The sequence below is a fragment of the Nonomuraea sp. LPB2021202275-12-8 genome (genome assembly GCF_037044575.1).
Classification (GTDB): Bacteria; Actinomycetota; Actinomycetes; order Streptosporangiales; family Streptosporangiaceae; genus Nonomuraea.
Map to the genome: position 1 here is coordinate 56,873 of NZ_JBAHWD010000003.1, position 18,476 is coordinate 75,348.

17 protein-coding genes are annotated in these 18,476 nt (G+C 71.8%); 13 read left to right on the top strand and 4 right to left on the bottom strand.

What is annotated here, in order from left to right; translation table 11 throughout:
* The first annotated feature begins 16 nt into the window (after positions 1 to 16).
* Positions 17 to 1,222, top strand: a complete 1,206-nt coding sequence (locus V5E28_RS06585) for an aminotransferase class I/II-fold pyridoxal phosphate-dependent enzyme (RefSeq protein WP_336205482.1) — start codon at positions 17 to 19, stop codon at positions 1,220 to 1,222.
* Positions 1,223 to 1,251: 29 nt separating this feature from the next.
* On the opposite strand, the gene V5E28_RS06590 is transcribed toward V5E28_RS06585, so the two are convergent.
* Positions 1,252 to 1,773, bottom strand: a complete 522-nt coding sequence (locus V5E28_RS06590) for a hypothetical protein (RefSeq protein ID WP_336205483.1) — start codon at positions 1,771 to 1,773, stop codon at positions 1,252 to 1,254.
* A 100-nt stretch (positions 1,774 to 1,873) separates the two neighbouring features.
* Between V5E28_RS06590 and V5E28_RS06595 the strand changes: the two genes are divergently transcribed.
* The 12 genes from V5E28_RS06595 to V5E28_RS06650 all read left to right on the top strand — a co-directional run bounded on the left by V5E28_RS06595 (position 1,874) and on the right by V5E28_RS06650 (position 16,035).
* On the top strand, positions 1,874 to 3,235 hold the full coding sequence (locus V5E28_RS06595) for an FAD-binding oxidoreductase (protein WP_336205484.1): 1,362 nt from the start codon (positions 1,874 to 1,876) through the stop codon (positions 3,233 to 3,235).
* Between the two features lie 180 nt (positions 3,236 to 3,415).
* Positions 3,416 to 5,647 (top strand): protein kinase domain-containing protein, encoded by a 2,232-nt coding sequence (locus V5E28_RS06600; RefSeq protein WP_336205485.1) that lies wholly within the window; start codon positions 3,416 to 3,418, stop codon positions 5,645 to 5,647.
* A gap of 123 nt (positions 5,648 to 5,770) precedes the next feature.
* Positions 5,771 to 6,415, top strand: a complete 645-nt coding sequence (locus tag V5E28_RS06605) for a TetR/AcrR family transcriptional regulator (protein ID WP_336205486.1) — start codon at positions 5,771 to 5,773, stop codon at positions 6,413 to 6,415.
* 53 nt (positions 6,416 to 6,468) lie between these two features.
* Entirely contained in the window at positions 6,469 to 8,001 is a 1,533-nt protein-coding gene (locus tag V5E28_RS06610; RefSeq protein ID WP_336205867.1) for an acyl-CoA carboxylase subunit beta, read from the top strand.
* Positions 7,998 to 9,956 (top strand): acetyl/propionyl/methylcrotonyl-CoA carboxylase subunit alpha, encoded by a 1,959-nt coding sequence (locus V5E28_RS06615; RefSeq protein ID WP_336205487.1) that lies wholly within the window; start codon positions 7,998 to 8,000, stop codon positions 9,954 to 9,956. The genes V5E28_RS06610 and V5E28_RS06615 overlap by 4 nt, the downstream gene beginning before the upstream one ends.
* Entirely contained in the window at positions 9,953 to 10,720 is a 768-nt protein-coding gene (locus V5E28_RS06620) for an enoyl-CoA hydratase-related protein (protein WP_336205488.1), read from the top strand. The genes V5E28_RS06615 and V5E28_RS06620 overlap by 4 nt, the downstream gene beginning before the upstream one ends.
* Positions 10,721 to 10,728: 8 nt before the next feature.
* Positions 10,729 to 12,501, top strand: a complete 1,773-nt coding sequence (locus tag V5E28_RS06625; RefSeq protein ID WP_336205489.1) for an acyclic terpene utilization AtuA family protein — start codon at positions 10,729 to 10,731, stop codon at positions 12,499 to 12,501.
* Positions 12,502 to 12,534: 33 nt separating this feature from the next.
* Complete coding sequence (locus V5E28_RS06630) at positions 12,535 to 13,341, top strand: GNAT family N-acetyltransferase (protein ID WP_336205490.1); 807 nt, start codon at positions 12,535 to 12,537, stop codon at positions 13,339 to 13,341.
* A gap of 61 nt (positions 13,342 to 13,402) precedes the next feature.
* A complete protein-coding gene (locus tag V5E28_RS06635) occupies positions 13,403 to 14,419 on the top strand; it encodes a phosphotransferase family protein (RefSeq protein WP_336205491.1) in 1,017 nt (338 codons plus the stop codon).
* Positions 14,420 to 14,528: 109 nt separating this feature from the next.
* Positions 14,529 to 14,789, top strand: coding sequence for a hypothetical protein (locus tag V5E28_RS06640; RefSeq protein ID WP_336205492.1), 261 nt, complete (start codon positions 14,529 to 14,531; stop codon positions 14,787 to 14,789).
* Between the two features lie 59 nt (positions 14,790 to 14,848).
* Positions 14,849 to 15,700, top strand: coding sequence for a helix-turn-helix domain-containing protein (locus V5E28_RS06645; protein WP_336205493.1), 852 nt, complete (start codon positions 14,849 to 14,851; stop codon positions 15,698 to 15,700).
* Between the two features lie 68 nt (positions 15,701 to 15,768).
* Positions 15,769 to 16,035, top strand: coding sequence for a hypothetical protein (locus V5E28_RS06650; RefSeq protein WP_336205494.1), 267 nt, complete (start codon positions 15,769 to 15,771; stop codon positions 16,033 to 16,035).
* 134 nt (positions 16,036 to 16,169) lie between these two features.
* Here V5E28_RS06650 and V5E28_RS06655 read toward each other — a convergent pair whose 3' ends face one another.
* The 3 genes from V5E28_RS06655 to V5E28_RS06665 are packed head-to-tail and all read right to left on the bottom strand — an operon-like array spanning position 16,170 to position 18,463.
* The gene (locus V5E28_RS06655) at positions 16,170 to 16,364 is read right to left on the bottom strand and encodes a hypothetical protein (protein ID WP_336205495.1); all 195 of its coding nucleotides are present in this window, start codon (positions 16,362 to 16,364) and stop codon (positions 16,170 to 16,172) included.
* A 9-nt stretch (positions 16,365 to 16,373) separates the two neighbouring features.
* Complete coding sequence (locus V5E28_RS06660) at positions 16,374 to 17,771, bottom strand: sensor histidine kinase (RefSeq protein WP_336205496.1); 1,398 nt, start codon at positions 17,769 to 17,771, stop codon at positions 16,374 to 16,376.
* A complete protein-coding gene (locus V5E28_RS06665) occupies positions 17,771 to 18,463 on the bottom strand; it encodes a response regulator transcription factor (RefSeq protein ID WP_336205497.1) in 693 nt (230 codons plus the stop codon). The genes V5E28_RS06660 and V5E28_RS06665 overlap by 1 nt, the downstream gene beginning before the upstream one ends.
* Positions 18,464 to 18,476 lie beyond the last annotated feature (13 nt).

The following is an 18,476-nucleotide window of genomic DNA, read 5'->3' on the forward strand; positions in this document are numbered from 1 at the left end:
CGGAGGAGAAGATCTCGTGAACGCCTCGCGTGACTATGCCGCCCTCGTCCAGCGTGGACTCTCGCTCGACCTCACCAGGGGCAAGCCGTCACCGCGCCAGCTCGACCTCTCCGACGACATGCTGAAGCTGCCATCGTCGCACCTCACGGCCGGCGGCGCCGACGCCCGCAACTACGGTGACCTGCAGGGCCTGCCCGAGCTGCGCGAGCTGTTCGCGCCGCTGCTGCAGGTGCCGGCGGCGCAGCTCGTCGTCGGCGGCAACGCCAGCCTGGCGATGATGCACGACACGATCGTGCACGCGCTGCTCAGCGAGATGCCGGGCGCGGCCCGCCGCTGGGTCGAGGAGCCGGAGATCACCTTCCTCTGCCCGGTCCCCGGCTACGACCGGCATTTCACCATCTGTGAGCAGTTCGGGATCAAGATGGTCCCCGTTCCGATGAACGCCGACGGCCCCGACATGGACGTGGTCGAGCGCCTGGTCGCCGAGGACGCGAGCGTCAAGGGCATCTGGTGCGTGCCCAAGTACAGCAACCCGTCCGGCATCGTCTACAGCGACGAGACCGTCCGCCGGCTCGCCGCGATGACCGCCGCCGCCCCCGACTTCCGCGTCTTCTGGGACAACGCCTACGCGGTGCACCACCTCACCGACACCCCGGCGGAGCTCGCCGACCTGCTGGCGCTCTGCGCCGAGCACGGCAATCCCGACCGCGCGTTCGTCTACGGCTCCACCTCGAAGGTGACCATGGCGGGCTCCGGCGTGTCCTTCTTCGGCTCGTCCCCGGCCAACGTCGCGTGGTTCCTGGCCAACACCCGCAAGCAGTCGATCGGCCCCGACAAGATCAACCAGCTCCGCCACGTCGAGTTCCTGCGCGACGCCGAGGGCGTGGCCGCGCACATGCGCAGGCACGCCGAGCTGATCGGGCCCAAGTTCGAGATCGTGGACCGGGTGCTGTCGAAGGAGCTCGGCGACCTCGCCACCTGGACCAGCCCGAAGGGCGGCTACTTCGTCAGCCTGGAGGTGCCGCACGCGGCCGAGGTGGTCGCCAAGGCGAAGGCCGCCGGGATCGCGCTGACCCCGGCCGGCGCCACCCACCCCTACGGCGACGACCCCGACGACCGCACGATCAGGATCGCGCCCACCTACCCCGGCCTGGAGGAGCTGGAGCAGGCCATCACGGGCCTGGCCGTCTGCGTCCGCCTGGTGGCGGAGGAACACGCCTGACACGCTCGGGTACGGATTCCGTACCCGGGCTACCTGCGCTTCCTGAAGCCGAAGATGTACTCGCGCGTCTCGCTCGGATGGAACGAGACGCCGACCTCCGGCTCGAAGGCGACGTTGTCGCGCGCGCAGTAGTAGAGGCTCTCCCAGACGGCGAGCGCCTGCTCCCTGGCCGGCCCCTCCGCGTGGTCGGTCTTGCGGGCGCCGCGCGCGCCGAGCACGAACAGCAGCCCGAACCCCCAGAACAGCCCGGTCAGGCAGAACGGCGCGAGCAGCACCTCCGCCCAGCTCGAGTGCTTGCCCATCGCGATCACCAGCGACACGACCAGGTGCACCAGGGCGGCGAGCCCGACCAGGAGGTAGCCCTGGTTCCTGGCCCAGGGGTTGTAGTGGCGGCTGGGGAACGACAGCCAGACGGCGAGCTGCGTGCGGCTCATCACGTGCTTGGAGGCGCCCAGCGCGGGCGCGGTGGGCAGGTCCGCGACCTGCCGCTCCCCCGGCAGCCTGACCCGGCCGATCCGGTAGGTGGTCCCCGCGGCGACGGCTCCCGGCACCGAAACGACCTGGTCTGTCTGCCCACACTCCGGACACTTGGCTTCCACCCAGGGCAGTCTGGCCTCAAGGCACGGTCCACGCAAACCGTAAGGTTGCCTTGTGAGACCCATTGACGCCCTGGTGAAATCCCTGCCCGACGGCCGCGTGCTGACCGACCCCGACGTGATCGACTCCTACGCCCGCGACCGCACGTTCGTGGAGCCGGGCAAGCCGCTCGGCGTGGTGCTGGCCGCCTCCCGCGACGACGTGGTGACCACGATGCGCTGGGCGAGCGAGCACCGGGTGCCCGTGGTGCCGCGCGGCGCGGGCACCGGGCTGGCGGGCGCCGCCACGGCGGGCGACGGATCGCTGATCCTCTCCCTGGCCAGGATGACCGCGATCAGGGAGCTCTCCCCCGCCGACGAGATCGCCGTGGTCGAGCCGGGGGTGATCACCGCCGACCTCGACAGGGCGGCCCGTGAGCACGGGCTGATGTACGCCCCCGACCCGTCGTCGTACGAGATCTCCACGATCGGCGGCAACCTGGCGACCAACGCGGGCGGGCTGCGCTGCGTCAAGTACGGCGTCACCCGCGACTCCGCGCTCGGCCTCGAGGTCGTGCTGGCCGACGGCCGGATTCTCAACACCGGCCGCCGCACGATGAAGGGCGTCACCGGCTACGACCTGACGGGGCTGTTCGTCGGCTCTGAAGGCACCCTGGGCGTGATCACCTCGGCCACCGTGCGGCTGCGCCGGGCGCCCGTCGCGCCTCCCGCGACGTTCGCCGCGGAGTTCGGCTCGCTGCGCGACGCGGGCGCGGCCGTGTCGGCGATCATGGCGGCCGGGTGCCAGCCCTCGCTGATGGAGCTGCTGGACCGCGCCACCCTGCAGGCCATCGACGACTGGCGCAACATCGGCCTGGAGCCGACGACCATGGCCATGCTGATCGGGCAGTCCGACGCCTCCGACGCCCAGGCCATGGCCGAGCGGATGGAACGGCTCTGCCTCGACAACGGCGCCTCGTTCGTGGCCGTCTCCTCCAGCCCGCAGGAGACCGAGGAGCTGATCGGGCTGCGCAGGATGGCCTACGAGGCCAAGGAGCGCCTCGGCGCGTGCCTGGTGGAGGACGTCTGCGTGCCCCGCTCGGTGCTGCCTGACATGATCACCGCCATCGAGGCCGCCGGAGCGCGGCACGGCGTGCGGATCTGCACCGTCGCGCACGCGGGCGACGGCAACCTGCATCCGGTCTTCATCTTCGACCACGGCACGCCGGAGCCGCCGGCCGAGGTGTGGGCCGCGGCGGACGAGGTGTTCACGCGGGCGCTGGAGCTGGGCGGCACCCTCACCGGCGAGCACGGCGTCGGCCTGCTGAAGCGGCGCTGGCTGGCGCTCGAGTCCGGGCCGGTCGTCCAGGAGGTGCAGCAGGGGATCAAGGCCGTGTTCGACCCGCTGGGACTTCTCAATCCGGGCAAAGCGATCTGATCAGGCCGTTCTCGCAACTGTTCACCAACCCGTGACCTAACCCGTTCACACGGACACGACCTGCACAGAAACGCTGACATGTCATGGTCAAACGTGAATGATCTAGCAGGTCGCGCCTCGTCCCAAAGGTCACGCTGGTAGCGTTTTGCCTCAGCGATCGTTCTGTTATGGGGGTCCGGGGTGAGTCAGTTCCAGCCGTTGGCGTCGGACGACCCGCGACGGCTGGGCGAGTACGAGATTGTCGCCCGGCTCGGCGAGGGTGGTCAGGGGATCGTCTACCTGGGCAAATCCGATTCGGGCGAGCAGGCTGCGGTCAAGCTCCTGCACCACGCCCTGGTGGCCGACCCCGACGCCAGGAGCCGCTTCCTGCGCGAGGTGGCGGTGGCGCAGCGGGTGGCCAGGTTCTGTACCGCCACCGTGCTCCACGCCGATCTCGAAGGCAGCCGACCCTACATCGTCAGCGAGTACGTGCCCGGCCCCTCCCTGCGCGAGCTGGTCATCAACGAGGGGCCGCGCCGGGGCGCCGCGCTCGAACGCCTGGCGATCAGCACGGCGACCGCCCTGGCGGCGATCCACCGGGCCGGGATCCTGCACCGCGACTTCAAGCCCGCCAACGTGCTCATGGGCCCGGAAGGCCCGGTCGTGATCGACTTCGGCATCGCCCGCGCCCTGGACTCCCCCGGAGCCACGGCCACCGGCATGGCCATGGGCACGCCCTCCTACCTGGCGCCCGAGCAGCTCACCGGGACGGCGGCGGTCTCCGAGACGGCGGACGTGTTCGCGTGGGGCGTCACGATGGTCTTCGCCGCCACCGGCAAGCCCGCCTTCGGCGCCGACTCCATCCCCGTGGTGATGAACCGGATCCTGCACGAGGAGCCGCAGCTCGGCGGGATGGAAGGGGCACTGGCCGACCTGGTGGCCGCCTGCCTGTCGAAGGACCCCACGCAGCGGCCCACGGCCGACCAGTTGATCATCCAGCTCACCGGCCAGCCCGTGCCCAAGGCCGCCATCGAGCCGGTCACCGGCCCGACCGCGCACTTCTCCCCCACCGCTCAGGCCGGCCCGCAGCCCTTCGCGGCGGCGGGCCCCGGTGGCACCGGCCCCCTGGCGGGGCCTGACGTGCCCTCCGGCCGGAGCGGCCCCGGGTACGCGCCTCAAGCGGCCGCCTACGGCCAGCAGGGCCACCAGCAGGGCCACCAGCAGGGCCACCAGCCGGGTCACCAGCCGGGTCACCAGCCGGGTCACGGCCCTGAGTCGGCCGGCCACACAGGTCCCGGCGGCGTGCCGGGCGCTCCGGCAGGCCCGGGCCTGCCGCCCAACGGCGGACAGCCGGGAACGCGGCAGGGCGGCCCGGGACAGGCGGGCGGGGCGGCCCAGGCAGGCCCTCACGCGGGACCGTTCCCGGCCGGTCAAGGCCCCGCCGGTCACCCAGGCCAGGGACCGGCAGGCCCGGGCTTCCCCCAGCAAGGCTTCCCGGGTCAGGGGCACGCCGGTCAGGGGCACGGAGGGCCCGGCGGGCGAGGTCCGGGGGGACCCGGGCAGCCGGGTCGGCCCGGTGGACGTCCGGACGGCGGAGCGGCCTCGAAGCAGCGCCGCACCCTGACCTTCGCCCTGTCAGGCGCCGCCGCGGCGGCGCTGCTGGTGGTGGCCGGAGCCGTCGTGGTGCAGGCCAACTCGGGCGCGCAGAAGATCGTGGCCGTGGGCAACTCCTCCGAGGTGTCCCCCACGGCGGGCACGACCGGCGCGGGGGAGCCAGGCGATCCGCCGGCGGTCGTGGAGACGCCGGGCGCGGTGCCCACGGTCGTCCCGACGCTGGAGGTGGAGCAGCCCGAGCCCACCAGCACCAGGAAGAAGCAGGGGGACGACGCCCTCGCCCAGGTGCCCGACCCTGTCACGGTGCCCACGGCTCAGCCGACCTCCCGCCCCACCACGAAGCGTCCTGAGCCGTCGCCCACGAAGACGACGAAGAAGAAGACGAACCTCGTCGAGCCGGATCCGGACCCGACAGGCTCACCGAGCCCCTCCCCCTCCGCCACGGCGAATCCGACGAAGAAGCCCACCGTCAAGCCGACCGCCGCCCCCAGGCCGAACCCGTACACGGCGGCCAAGGTGTGCGGCTCCGGCTACAAGATCATCAATGCCCACACCCTGGGCAGCAACGCCACCATCTACCTGCTCTACAGCTCCGCGGCGGGCAAGAACTGCGTGGTCACGCTGTCGCGCCTGGCCCATCCGGGCAAGGTCCAGATGAACGCCGTGCTGCAGGTCAAGGACGGGGCCAGCGCGAGCAACCCCGGCAAGTTCACCGCCTACGCCGGCCCGGTCCGCCTGGCGGGCGCCAAGAAGTGCGTCATCTGGGGCGGCTCCTGGGGCAGCGCCAGCTGGAAGTCCGGCTGGAGCCACTGCGGCTGACACCCGCTCCTTTCACGGGGCCGTTCTCCACTTGGCTGGGGAGCGGCCCTTTCGTCTACGCCACCGGAAGCCGTGGACGACGCTCTCTTCTCAGAACGGCGGCGGGCCGCTAGCGTAGTTGACGTGATCGTCAGGTCTACCGTGCTGACGTCCCGAGGCAGGCGGACCCGCGCCGCGCTGCTGGAGGCGGGCCGCGCGGCGTTCGAGGAGCACGGGTACGACGCCGTGCGCGTCGACGACGTGTGCGCGCGGGCCGCGGTGTCGCACGGCACCTTCTACACCTACTTCGACTCCAAGGAGTCGCTGTTCGCCGAGGTGGCGGGGGCGGCGGTGGGCGAGATGTTCGCGGCGAGCGTCGTCGGCCCGTCGGCGCCCGGCGACCCGTACGCCCGCGTCGAGGCCGCGAATCGGCTCTACCTGCGCGCCTGGGCAGCCAATTCGCGCCTGATGCGGACGCTGGAGCACGCGGCGACGGCCGACGAGCGGTTCGGGCGGCTGCTGCTGGAGCTCCGCGAGGTCTTCGTGCGGCGCGGCGCGGACGGGCTGCGCCGGCTGCAGGAGCAGGGCCTGGCCGACCCGGCGCTGGATCCCAGGCTGACGGCGGTCATGCTGGGCGGCATGGTGGAGCACTTCGCGCACGTGTGGCTGGATCTGGGCGAGCAGGCGGACGAGGAGGCGGCCGTGGCTCACCTGACCCGGCTGTGGGCTCGGGCCATCGGCTTGACGGTGCCGTCAGCTTCGCCGGCGCTTCAGGAGGAGGACGCGTGATCGTCAGCAGACTCGACCCGGGTGACGGCGGCCACCTGCGGCGCAGGGAGGCGATGCTGGCCAAGCTCGCCGACCTCGACGCCGAGCACGCCAAGGCCGTCGCGGGCGGCGGGGGGAAGTACGTCGAGCGGCATCGCGGGCGCGGGAAGCTGCTCGCCCGCGAGCGGATCGAGCTGCTCGTGGACCCCGACTCGCCGTTCCTGGAGCTTTCACCGCTGGCCGCGTGGGGCAGCGAGTTCCCCGTGGGCGCGAGCGTGGTCACGGGGATCGGCGTGATCGAGGGCGTCGAATGCGTGATCACCGCGAACGATCCCACGGTCAGAGGCGGCGCGTCCAACCCGTGGACGCTCAGAAAGACGCTGCGCGCGGCGGACATCGCCATGACCAACCGCCTGCCGTACGTGAACCTGGTGGAGAGCGGCGGCGCCGACCTGCCGACGCAGAAGGAGATCTTCATCCCGGGCGGCCGGATCTTCCGCGACCTGACGCGGCTGTCGGCCGCCGGGATCCCGACCGTCGCGCTGGTCTTCGGCAACTCCACGGCCGGAGGCGCCTACGTGCCCGGGATGAGCGACTACGTGGTGATGGTGCGGGAGCGCGCCAAGGTGTTCCTCGGCGGGCCGCCGCTGGTCAGGATGGCGACCGGCGAGGAGTCCGACGACGAGTCGCTCGGCGGGGCCGAGATGCACGCCCGGGTCAGCGGGCTGGCCGACTATCTGGCTGCCGACGAGCACGACGCGCTGCGCCTCGGGCGCCGGATCGTGCGCTCGCTCAACTGGCGCAAGCAGGGCCTGCGGCCACGGGCTGGGAGTGATCCAGCCTATCCGGCGGAGGAGCTGCTGGGGATCGTGCCCGAGGATCTGAAGATTCCGTTCGACCCGCGCGAGGTGATCGCCCGGGTGGTGGACGGCAGCGAGTTCGAGGAGTTCAAGCCGGCGTACGGGGCCTCGCTGGTGACGGGGTGGGCGCGCCTGCACGGCTATCCGGTGGGGATCCTGGCCAACGCCCGCGGCGTGCTGTTCAGCGAGGAGTCGCAGAAGGCGACCCAGTTCATCCAGCTCGCCAACCAGTCCCGCACCCCGCTGCTGTTCCTGCAGAACACGACCGGCTACATGGTCGGCAAGGAGTACGAGCAGGGCGGCATCATCAAGCACGGCGCCATGATGATCAACGCGGTGTCGAACTCGACGGTGCCCCATCTGACGGTGGTGATGGGAGCCTCGTACGGGGCGGGCAACTACGGCATGTGCGGGCGGGCCTACGATCCCCGGTTCCTGTTCAGCTGGCCGAGCGCCAAGTCGGCGGTGATGGGCCCGGCGCAGCTCGCCGGGGTGCTGTCGATCGTCGGCCGGGCCTCGGCCGAGGCTCGGGGGCAGGCGTACGACGAGGAGGCGGACGCGGCGATGCGGGCGATGGTGGAAGCGCAGATCGAGGCGGAGTCGCTGCCGTTCTTCCTGTCGGGCAGGCTCTACGACGACGGCGTGATCGATCCGCGTGACACGCGGACCGTGCTGGGCCTGTGCCTGTCGGCGATCAACAGCGCCGCGGTGCCGGAGGCGGCGGGATTCGGGGTGTTCCGGCCGTGATCACACGACTGCTGGTGGCGAACCGGGGCGAGATCGCCCGCCGCGTCTTCCGCACCTGCCGGGAGCTCGGCATCGAGACGGTGGCGGTCTATTCCGACGCCGACGCCCGCGCGCCGCACGTGGCCGAGGCGGACCACGCGGTGCGGCTGAGCGGCGACAAACCCGCCGACACCTACCTCGACGCCGACCGGCTGCTGGCCGCCTGCCGGGCGGCCGGCGCGGACGCCGTGCATCCCGGCTACGGGTTCCTGTCGGAGAACGCGGCCTTCGCGCGGGCAGTGCTGGAGGCCGGGCTGACCTGGGTGGGCCCGCCGCCGCCGGCCATCGCCTCGATGGGCGACAAGCTGGCGGCCAAGCGCCTGATGTCGGAGGCCGGCGTCCCCACGCTCCCGTCGCTGGCCGTCACGGCCGACGGCACGCTGACGGACCCGGGCGACGATTGGGAGTTCCCGGTGCTGGTGAAGGCCGCCGCCGGAGGGGGCGGCCGCGGGATGCGGGTGGTGCGCGAGGCGCGCGAGCTGGCGCGGCAGGTGGCGTCCGCGCACCGGGAGTCCCTGGCGGCCTTCGGCGACGGCGGCGTGTTCGTCGAGCCGCTGCTGGAGGGCGCCCGGCACGTCGAGGTGCAGGTGCTGGCCGACGGGCACGGCACGGTGTGGGCGCTCGGGGAGCGGGACTGCAGTATCCAGCGCAGGCACCAGAAGGTCGTCGAGGAGTGCCCGTCCCCCGGCATCACCCGGCCGATGCGCAGCTACCTGGAGGAGGCCGCGGTCCGGGCCGCGCGCGCGATCGGCTACGTCGGGGCGGGGACGGTCGAGTTCCTGGTCGCGGGCGAGCGGGTGGCGTTCCTGGAGATGAACACCCGCCTGCAGGTCGAGCACCCGGTGACCGAGCTGGTCTACGGGGTGGACCTGGTGCGGTGGCAGGTGGCGGTGGCCGAGGGCGCGGCCCTGCCGCCGGAGCCGCCGCTGCCGGCCGGGCACGCCGTGGAGGTGCGGCTGTACGCCGAGGACCGCGCCTACCTGCCGCAGTCGGGGGTGCTGCACCGGTTCGAGGTTTCCGGGCAGGTCCGGGTGGACTCGGGGGTGGAGAGCGGGTCGGTGGTGTCCTCGCACTACGACCCGATGCTGGCCAAGGTGATCGGGTACGGCGCGAGCCGCGGCGAGGCGGTGCGCAAGGTCGTCTCCGCGCTGCGGCGGGCCAGGATCCACGGCCTCACCACGAACCGCGACCTTCTCCTGCAGATCCTGAAAAATCCGGACTTCGCAGCGGGTGACACGCACACCGGCTTCCTCGATCAGCACGACTTCGGCGGCGACGGCCCACCCGGAGAGCTGGCCGTGCTGGCCGCGGCGCTCGCGACGGCCGCCGCCAACCGGGAGCGCGCACCGGTCCTGGGCGGCCTGCCCTCCGGCTGGCGGAACGTACGCTCCCAGCCGCGCGTGGCGACATTCGCCGAGGCCGAGGCGGTCTACGATCCACTGCCGGCCGGGGTCGCCGTGATCGAGGTCGTCAGGACCGGCGTGGTCGCGGGTGACGGAGCGGCGGGCGCCGCGCCGCACCGGACGCACGCCTTCGCCTATCAGGTGGTCCTGGAACGCGACGGCCTGCGGCACGCCTTCGAGGTGTCCTCCTACGACGGCGGGGTGGCAGCGGTGTACGTGGACTCCGCTACGGGCGGGGTCAGGCTGACGCCGGTGCCGCGCCTGCCGGAGCCGGTCGAGCATGTCGCGCCCGGATCGCTGCTCGCCCCCATGCCGGGCAGCGTGCTGCGGGTGGAGGTGGTGGCGGGCGAGCGCGTGGCGAAGGGGCAGCCGGTCCTGGTGCTCGAAGCGATGAAGATGGAGCACCTGATCGCCGCGCCCGCCGGCGGCGTGGTCTCGGGTGTGCACGTGGAGAAGGGGCAGCAGGTGGACGCCGGAGCCGTGCTGGCGATCATCCAGGAAGGGGACTCATGACACGCCTGGTTCACAAGGAGCTCGCGGGCGGCATCGCGACGATCACGCTGGACTCACCGCCGAACCGCAACGCGCTGTCCGTACGCCTGCTCGGCGACCTGGCCGAGCACCTGGAATGGGCGCTGGCCGAGCCGAAAGCACGGGTGATCGTGCTGACCGGCGCCGGCCCGGTGTTCTGCTCGGGCGCGGACCTGAAGGAGCAGCGCACCTCCGACGCGCCGGTGACGGCGTCGTTCCCGGAGGTGCTGTCGCTGATCTGGGAGAGCCCGAAGCCGGTCGTCTGCCGGCTGAACGGCACCGCCCGCGCGGGCGGCCTCGGCCTGGTGGCCGCCTGCGACTTCGCGATCGCGCCGCTGACCGCCTCGTTCGCGTTCACGGAGGTACGGCTCGGCGTCGTGCCCGCGATGATCTCGGTGCCCGTCCTGAGGAGGCTGCAGCCGAGGGCCGCGGCGGAATACTTCATGACCGGCGAGGTGTTCGACGCGGCCCGGGCGGTGGAGATCGGCCTGCTGACGCGTGCCGTGCCGCCGGAGGAGCTGGACGAGACGGTCGCCCACTACGCCCGGATGCTGGTCAAGGGCGGCCCCGAGGCCCTGGCCATCACCAAGCGGCTCGTCAGGGAGGTCCCGGCCGTCCCGTTCGAGGAGGGGCTGCGGCGGATGACCGAGCTGTCAGCCGAGCGCTTCACCTCCAGCGAGGGCCAGGAGGGCATCTCCGCCTTCATGACCAAGCGGCCACCGCGCTGGGTCCCCGAAGGCAGCTGAGGAGCGCCATGCCCACCAGCCCGCACGCCCCCTCGCGGCCTCTGAGGGTCGCCAACTGCAGCGGCTTCTACGGCGACCGTCTGTCGGCCGCTCGTGAGATGGTCGAGGGCGGCCCCATCGACGTGCTCACCGGCGACTGGCTGGCCGAGCTGACCATGCTCATCCTGGCCGGCAATCGGCTCAAGGGCCGCCCGGGTTACGCCCCCACGTTCCTGCGCCAGCTCGAGGACGTGCTCGGCCAGTGCCTGGAGCGCGGCATCAAGATCGTGACCAACGCCGGCGGTCTCGACCCCGCGGGCTGCGCCGAGGCCGTCCACGAGCTGGCCGCCAGGCTCGGCCTGTCCCCCAGGGTCGCCCACGTGACCGGCGACGACCTCACCGGCCGCGACCTCGACCTGGTCAACGCCGACACCGGCGAGAAGCTGCGGGCGGCGCCGCTGACGGCCAACGCCTATCTGGGCGGCCGGCCCATCGCCGCCGCGCTGTCGGCGGGCGCCGACGTCGTGGTCACCGGCCGCGTCACGGACGCGGCGCTGGTGACCGGGCCGGGCATCTGGCGGTACGGCTGGCAGCCGGACGACCTCGACCCGCTGGCCGGCTCGGTGGTCGCGGGGCACATCATCGAGTGCGGCTGCCAGGCCACGGGCGGCAACTACGCCTTCTTCGGCGAGGTGCCCGACCTGGCGCACTGCGGCTTCCCCATCGCCGAACTGCACGCCGACGGCTCCAGCGTCATCACCAAGCACCCGGGCACGGGCGGGCTGGTCTCGATCGGCACGGTCACGGCACAGCTGCTGTACGAGATCGCCTCTCCGCGCTACCAGGGTCCCGACGTGGTGGCCCGCTTCGACACCATCGGCCTGTCCGACGACGGCCCCGACCGCGTCCGCGTCACAGGCGCGCGCGGCGAACCCCCGCCCGCCAGCCTCAAGGTGGCGGTCAACTATCTGGCGGGCTATCGCAACACGATGACGCTCGTCCTGACCGGCCTGGACGTCGAGGCGAAGGCCAGGGTGGCCGAGGAGGCCATCTGGGCCAGGATCGCGAAGGACTCCTTCGACCAGGTGGACGTCACTCTGACGGACTCCGGCCTGCTGCGGATCACCGTCATGGACGGCGACCAGCACAGAGCGGGGCGGGCGTTCTCGTCCGCCGTGGTGGAGACCGGGCTGGCCAGCTATCCGGGCTTCTACGGCCTGACCCCGCCCGGCCCCGCCTCCCCCTACGGCGTCTACTGGCCGGTCCTGGCACCGGCCTCTCAGGTGCGTGCGGAGGTCTTCCTCGACGGCGAGCCCGTCCCTCTCGCCGCCGCCCCCGCGGCGCGTGCCGGTGAGGAGGCACGGCCTGAGGAGGCGCCGCGCGGGGACGCCGCACCTCCGCCGGGCGGGCGGCTGGTGCGCCTCCCGCTGGGGCGGATCGCCGGAGCGCGCTCGGGGGACAAGGGCGGCAACGCCAACCTGGGAGTCTGGACCGGCACCGCGGAGCAGTACGGCTGGCTGGCGGGCCACCTCACCACCGAGCGGCTGAAGGCCCTCCTGCCCGCCCTCGCCCCGCACCGTGTGGACCGATACGAGCTGCCCAACCTCAACGCGCTCAACTTCGTCGTCCACGGGCTCCTGGGCAGGGGCGTCGCGGCGAGCCCGCGGATGGACCCGCAGGCCAAGGCCCTGGGTGAGGAGCTTCGCGCCCGGGAGGTGGACCTGCCGGAGTCCCTGCTGCCCCGGCCGCCGGGAGAGGCGCGGCCCGGCGCCGCCGGCCTGGCGGCAGGCGAATCGCTTTGATTCGACTGCCAGGAGTGTAGGAGGATGTCGCGCATGACCCCACGCCGCCTCACCCGTGACGACCTGGACGACTGCTGCCGCCTGGCCAAGGACCGCGGCTGGCTGCCCGAGCGGCACAAGTGGACGCTGCTGTTCGAGGTGGGCGAGGTCTACGGCATCGACGCGCCCGACGGCGACGGGCTGGCGTCGACGACCGTCCTGACCCGCTACGGCGACGACCACGCCGTGATCAGCATGGTGCTGACCGCCTCCAGATACGGCAGGCGCGGGTTGGCGCGCAGCCTGATGGAGCACGTCCTGGCGCAGGCCGGGGACCGGGTGGTGTCGCTGCACGCGACCGAGAACGGCCGGCCGCTCTACGAACGGCTCGGGTTCCGCACGGTCGGGCGGGTCGCCAAGCGGACCGGCGTCTTCCGCGGCGAGCCGTCCGGCAGGACCCGCCCCGCCACCGAGGCCGACCTCGGAGCGATCCTGGAGCTGGACGCCGAGCTGTTCGGCACCGACAGGTCGGCGCTGCTGCGGCGCATGCCCGCCTTCGGCGAGCAGGTCCTGGTCGCCGAAGGCGGATTCGGTCACTGCTGGCGCAACGACGACAACGTGGTCATCGGCCCGGTCGTGGCGCGCGACGAGGACACGGCCAGGGCGCTGATCGGCGATCTGGCGCTCCAGGCGGGCGGCGAGGTGCGGATGGACCTCGATCTGGCCAAGGACGCGATGGTGCGGTGGGCGGACGAGCGCGGGATCGGCAGCCCGTGGGAGGTGTCGCTGATGGTCCGCGGCGGCGAGCTGCCCGGGGACCGCGCGCGGCAGTTCCTGCCGTTCATGCAGGCCCTGGGTTGACCGGCCGAGCCGGGCTCTCGTAGGGTCGGCCAACAGAATATCGTTCGGTCGAAAGGCGACCATGACCTCCACGCACATCGACGTGAGCGCCGTCGACCTGGTGGCGCTCGGCGCCTGGATGGACGACCAGGGGCTGCCCGAGGGGGAGATCACCGGCGCGGCGCCGGTCCTGGGCGGCACCCAGAACGTCATGGTCCGCTTCGAGCGCGGCGGCAGGCCGTACATCCTGCGCAGGCCGCCGCTGCACGCCAGGCGCAAGAGCAACGAGGTGCTGCGCCGCGAGGCGCGGGTGCTGGCGGCGCTGCGGGACACGCCGGTCGCGGCGCCGAGACTGGTGGCGGCGCAGACCGAGGTGGAGCCGGTCTTCTACCTGATGGAGCCGGTCGAGGGGTTCAATCCCTCGACGGGGCTGCCCGAGCCGCACGCCTCCGACCCGGCGATCCGCCACCGGATGGGGCTGGAGGCGGCCTCGGCACTGGCCGAGCTGGGGCGCGTCGATCCTGGGGTGCTGCCGGACTTCGGCCGGCCCGAGGGGTTCCTGGAGCGGCAGGTCCCGCGCTGGCTCAAGGAGCTCGACTCCTACGGCGAGCTGGACGGCTATCCGGGGCCCGAGATCCCCGGACTGGCGGAGACGGCCGCGTGGCTGGACGCCAACCGGCCGGCCTCTTTCACGCCGGGGATCATGCACGGCGACTACCACTTCGCGAACCTGCTGTTCGCCCATGACGGCCCGAGGGTGGCGGCCATCGTGGACTGGGAGATGTGCACGATCGGCGACCCGCTGGTCGACCTCGGCTGGCTGGTGGCCATGTGGCCGTCCGCCAGCGCACAGGTGCCCGGCCTGGCCTCGCCGCGCGAGATCGTCGACTGCTACGCGGCGCTGTCGGAGCGCGATCTGTCGGCGATCGACTGGTATGCCGTCATGGCCTGTTTCAAGCTCGGGATCGTGCTGGAGGGCACGCACGCCCGGGCGTTCGCCGGCAAGGCGCCCAAGGACATCGGCGACCTGCTGCACGCCACCACGCTGAGCCTCTTCGAGCGCGCGGGAGCCATCATGCGCGACCCCCTTTCGGCATAACTCCCAAAACGCCCAATATCACGATTTTTCCTGAAAAACGATCACAGACCCGACCCCGAGCCGTACAATTGCGCGCAATTGCAGTTGTGTGGTTCGGGGAAGGATCGTCATGCGTATGCGTTTCCTGGGTTCCACGTCGGAGGCGGGAGCCTGTCCCACCCTGTACGAGACCGACCGGGGCACGATCGTCGTACAGGGCCTGCAGCTCACAGATGCCGACGCCCTGGCGGACCTGCGCGACATCCTCGACGGCGAGACCGCGGTCGAGGTTCCTCGTGAGCTGATCACCGAAATCGCCCGCCGGGTCCTGCCCGAAGGATCGGCAACCGCTTTCCCCACCAGGGAGGCGACACCCCCCGCATCCGGTTGATCACAATTGCGCGACCGGGGCTGGCATGATCCCCACAAGCAGGTCTAGCCTCGGGCGTCGTGACGTCCTTTCAGCAGGCGCGCATGGACCTCGGCGGCCAGCTTCGGCAGTTGCGCGAGGCGGCCCACCTCTCGGGCAAGGACCTGGCCGCGAGGTTGCACTGGCAGCCGTCCAAGGTCTCCCGCCTGGAGAACGCGCGGCAGACCGCCACGGAGGACGACGTCGTGGTGTGGGCGCAGGCTGTGGGAGCGGCCCCGGAGACCACGGACGACCTGATCACCCAGGCCCTCGCGCTGCTGGAGCGGCACGACGGCTGGAAGCAGCGCCACCGCAGCGGCCTGGCCGCAATCCAGGAGGACATGCGCGACCTGGAGGCGCGCACCAAGCTCTTCCGGGCGTTCGAGCCGGCCGTTCTGGTCGGCCTGTTGCAGACAGCCGAGTACGCCCGGCACGTGTTCCGCAAGGTCAAGCGCCTCTACAGCGCCGCCGACCAGATCGACGCGGCGGTCCGGGTGCGGATGCAGCGCCAGGAGATCCTGTACGACCGGACCCGGACGTTCAGGTTCGTGATCTCCGAGACGGTGCTGCACACCCGGCTGGCGCCGGCCGACGTGATGCACGGCCAGCTCGACCGGTTGCTGGCCGTCAGCACGCTGCCGAATGTGGAGTTCGGCGTGATCCCCTTCACCGAGGAGCTGCCGTCGGCGCCGATCCACGGCTTCTGGATCTACAACGAGGCCATGGTCGGCGTGGGCACCATGACGAAAGACCTGGTCATGCGCGACCCGGACGACATCGCGTTCTACGGACGGGCCTTCGACGACTTTGCGAAAACGGCGAAGTTTGACGAAGCCGGACGGGACATCATCATTCGCGTTCTTAACGATTACCGAAAACAATCGGCACATTAATCTCGCAATTGCTTGCCCTCCGCGTCAAGATCGTGCAATTCTGGCGCGAGACGATGCGGAGGTGACGCATGATGCTTGACACCGCGCTCTGCCTCGAGCGGTTCGCGTGGTTCGCGGGTCGCCACGCGGATCTGTCGGTCGAGAACCTCGCTCTCTCCAGCGACCCCGCCTTCGTGTCGGTGCGCAACCGTTTCTCCGCCACTCTGATCGAGAGCGTGACGTGCTCAGAGGACGGCAGCTTCATCACGTCCTGGGGCTACCGGCTCGGCACCTCCGACGACGTGGAGTCCGCGGCCGCCCGCCTCGCCTTCCTGCTGGCCGCCCTCCCGGCCTGACCTCGGGCCTGACCCCGCGCGCTCAGCCCGCCGCGCAGTCGTAGAGCCCGTCCTGTCCGTCCACGGTCGCGCAGCCGGCCTGGACCCAGGTGATGACCTCGCCGCTCCCTGGCGGCCCCGGCCGCCGCTCGCGATCACGTAGCGCAGCCTGCCCGAGGACACGGGCTCCTGGAGCCGCCCGACGGTCTGAGCGCGTACGCGGCCGGCCCGGCGAGCCCGGCGACGAGCGTGGAGTCGTGCAGCCGGTTGACGCTGTCACGCGGGGCCGGCTGCTCGTTGTGGACCGGGACGACCACCTCGACCAGGCGAGTTGTCACTGTTGTTCGCATGTCTCCAGCTCAGGCGCCGGCTCTTTGAGATGGCTGATCCGGGTCTGAGCGTGGGGTGAGATTTCCCGGCAGCCTCATCGTCGCGACGGTGCCCCCGCCGGGAGCGTTGCCGAGCCGCACCTCTCCCCCGGCCTCGTCCGCCGCCTGCGCGACGATCGCGAGCCCCAGGCCCGATCCGGGCAGGGATCGCGCCGAAGGGGAGCGCCAGAACCGCTCGAAGACATGCGGCAGGTCCTCTTCGGAGATCCCCGGCCCGTGGTCGCGGACGGTCAGCTCGCCCTCGCGGAGCGCCACCTCGACCTCGTGGCCGGGGCTGAACTTGGCGGCGTTGTCGATGAGGTTGAGCACGGCCCGTTCGAGCGAGGTGGCGCTGCCGACGACGTACCACGGCGACAGGTCGGTGCCGACTTCGGCGCCGCGCAGCCTGGCCCGCTCCACGGCGGCCGTGACGACCTCGTGCAGCGGCAGCTCGACGTGCGGCTCGTGGTCGGCGTCGCCGCGGGCGAGCTGCAGCAGGTCGCCGACCAGCGTGGTGAGCTCGGCGAACTGCGCCTTCACGTTGACCAGCAGGCGCTGCTTGGCGCCCGGGTCGAGGCTGCGGCCGGTCTGCTCGCTGCGGAGCAGGAGGTCGATGTTGGTGCGCAGGGTGGTGAGCGGGGTGCGCAGCTCGTGGCCGGCGTCGGCGACGAGCTGCTGCTGGCGGTCGCGGGAGCCGGCGAGGGCGGCGGTCATGGCGTTGAAGGAGGCGCTCAGGCGGGCGATCTCGTCGCTTCCCTCCACCGGGATGCGGGTGTTGAGGTCCTCGGTCTGCGCGATGTGCTCGACCGCCCTGGTGAGGCGGCCCACCGGGCGCAGCGCCGCCCGGGAGACGAGCAGCCCGGCCGTGGCGGCGACGAGCACGCCGAGCGCGGCGACGATGGCCAGCATGAGCGACACGCTGCGCAGCGTGCTCTGCAGCTCGTGCAGGGGCCTGGCGACCACGAACGCCGCGTTCTGATCGACGTTCTTGACGAGCACGCGGATGGGCGTGCCGTCGTCGGCGTAGCCGTCGTAGACCGCCTCCTGGCCGCGGTAGCCGTCCGCGACCTTCTTCTCCCGGTAGGTGACCTTGACCGCGATGTTGCCCATGACGCAGCGGGTGCCGTCGGGGAAGACGATCTGCATGGGCTCGGCGAAGGACGGATGCCCGTCGTCGGGGGAGGTGCTGACCGGGTTCGGCGAGCAGTCGCGGACCGCCTTGTTCATCGCGTCCCACGGCACGCGGATGTCCCGGAGCGACTGGTTGAGCTGCCAGGACAGCTCCCTGCGGACGAAGTACCAGCAGCCGACCGCCGAGACGGCGACCGCGATGGCCACCGCCGCCGCGACCAGCAGGGTGAGCCGCGAGCGCATGCTGCGCCTCTTCATCAAGCTCCTCTGAGCACGTAGCCGACGCCGCGCACGGTGTGGATCAGTCTCGGCTCGCGGCCGGCCTCGGTCTTGCGCCGCAGGTACATCACGTACACGTCCAGCGAGTTGGACGACGGCTCGAAGTCGAACCCCCACACCTCGGCCAGGATCTGGTCCCGCGTCAGAACCTGGCGCGGGTGCGCCAGCAGCAGCTCCAACAGCAGGTATTCGGTCCTGGTCAGGTCCAGGCGCCGCTCGCCTCTGGTGACCTCCCTGGTCGCCGGGTCCATGCGCAGGTCGTCGAAGGTCAGCGTCTGCTCGGGTTCGCCGGCGTTCAGCGCGCCGCGCCGCAGCAGCGCCCGCACCCGCGCCAGCAGCTCGTCCAGCTCGAACGGCTTGACCAGGTAGTCGTCGGCGCCCGCGTCCAGGCCGGACACCCGGTCGCCGACCGCGTCGCGGGCGGTCAGCATGAGCACGGGCACGTGGTCGCCCGCGGACCGGAGCCTGCGGCAGGCGGTCAGGCCGTCGAGCCGCGGCATCATGACGTCGAGCAGCACCGCGTCGTACGGCTGGCGCGCCAGCTCCTCCAGCGCCGCCTGCCCGTCGTTGGCGGTGACGACCTTGTAGCCCTCGAACTCGAGACTCGACTGGAGCGCCTCGCGCAGCGCGGGCTCGTCGTCCACCACCAGCAACCGTGCCAGCTCACTCATGCTCACAACGCTA

Coding starts and splice junctions, on each gene's coding strand:
- V5E28_RS06610 (WP_336205867.1), top strand. CDS start 6,469: ATGCTGGCCAAGCTCGCCGACCTCGACGCCGAGCACGCCAAGGCCGTC.
- V5E28_RS06620 (WP_336205488.1), top strand. CDS start 9,953: ATGACACGCCTGGTTCACAAGGAGCTCGCGGGCGGCATCGCGACGATC.
- V5E28_RS06625 (WP_336205489.1), top strand. CDS start 10,729: ATGCCCACCAGCCCGCACGCCCCCTCGCGGCCTCTGAGGGTCGCCAAC.
- V5E28_RS06630 (WP_336205490.1), top strand. CDS start 12,535: ATGACCCCACGCCGCCTCACCCGTGACGACCTGGACGACTGCTGCCGC.
- V5E28_RS06635 (WP_336205491.1), top strand. CDS start 13,403: ATGACCTCCACGCACATCGACGTGAGCGCCGTCGACCTGGTGGCGCTC.
- V5E28_RS06640 (WP_336205492.1), top strand. CDS start 14,529: ATGCGTATGCGTTTCCTGGGTTCCACGTCGGAGGCGGGAGCCTGTCCC.
- V5E28_RS06650 (WP_336205494.1), top strand. CDS start 15,769: ATGATGCTTGACACCGCGCTCTGCCTCGAGCGGTTCGCGTGGTTCGCG.
- V5E28_RS06655 (WP_336205495.1), bottom strand. CDS start 16,364: ATGCGAACAACAGTGACAACTCGCCTGGTCGAGGTGGTCGTCCCGGTC.
- V5E28_RS06660 (WP_336205496.1), bottom strand. CDS start 17,771: ATGAAGAGGCGCAGCATGCGCTCGCGGCTCACCCTGCTGGTCGCGGCG.
- V5E28_RS06665 (WP_336205497.1), bottom strand. CDS start 18,463: ATGAGTGAGCTGGCACGGTTGCTGGTGGTGGACGACGAGCCCGCGCTG.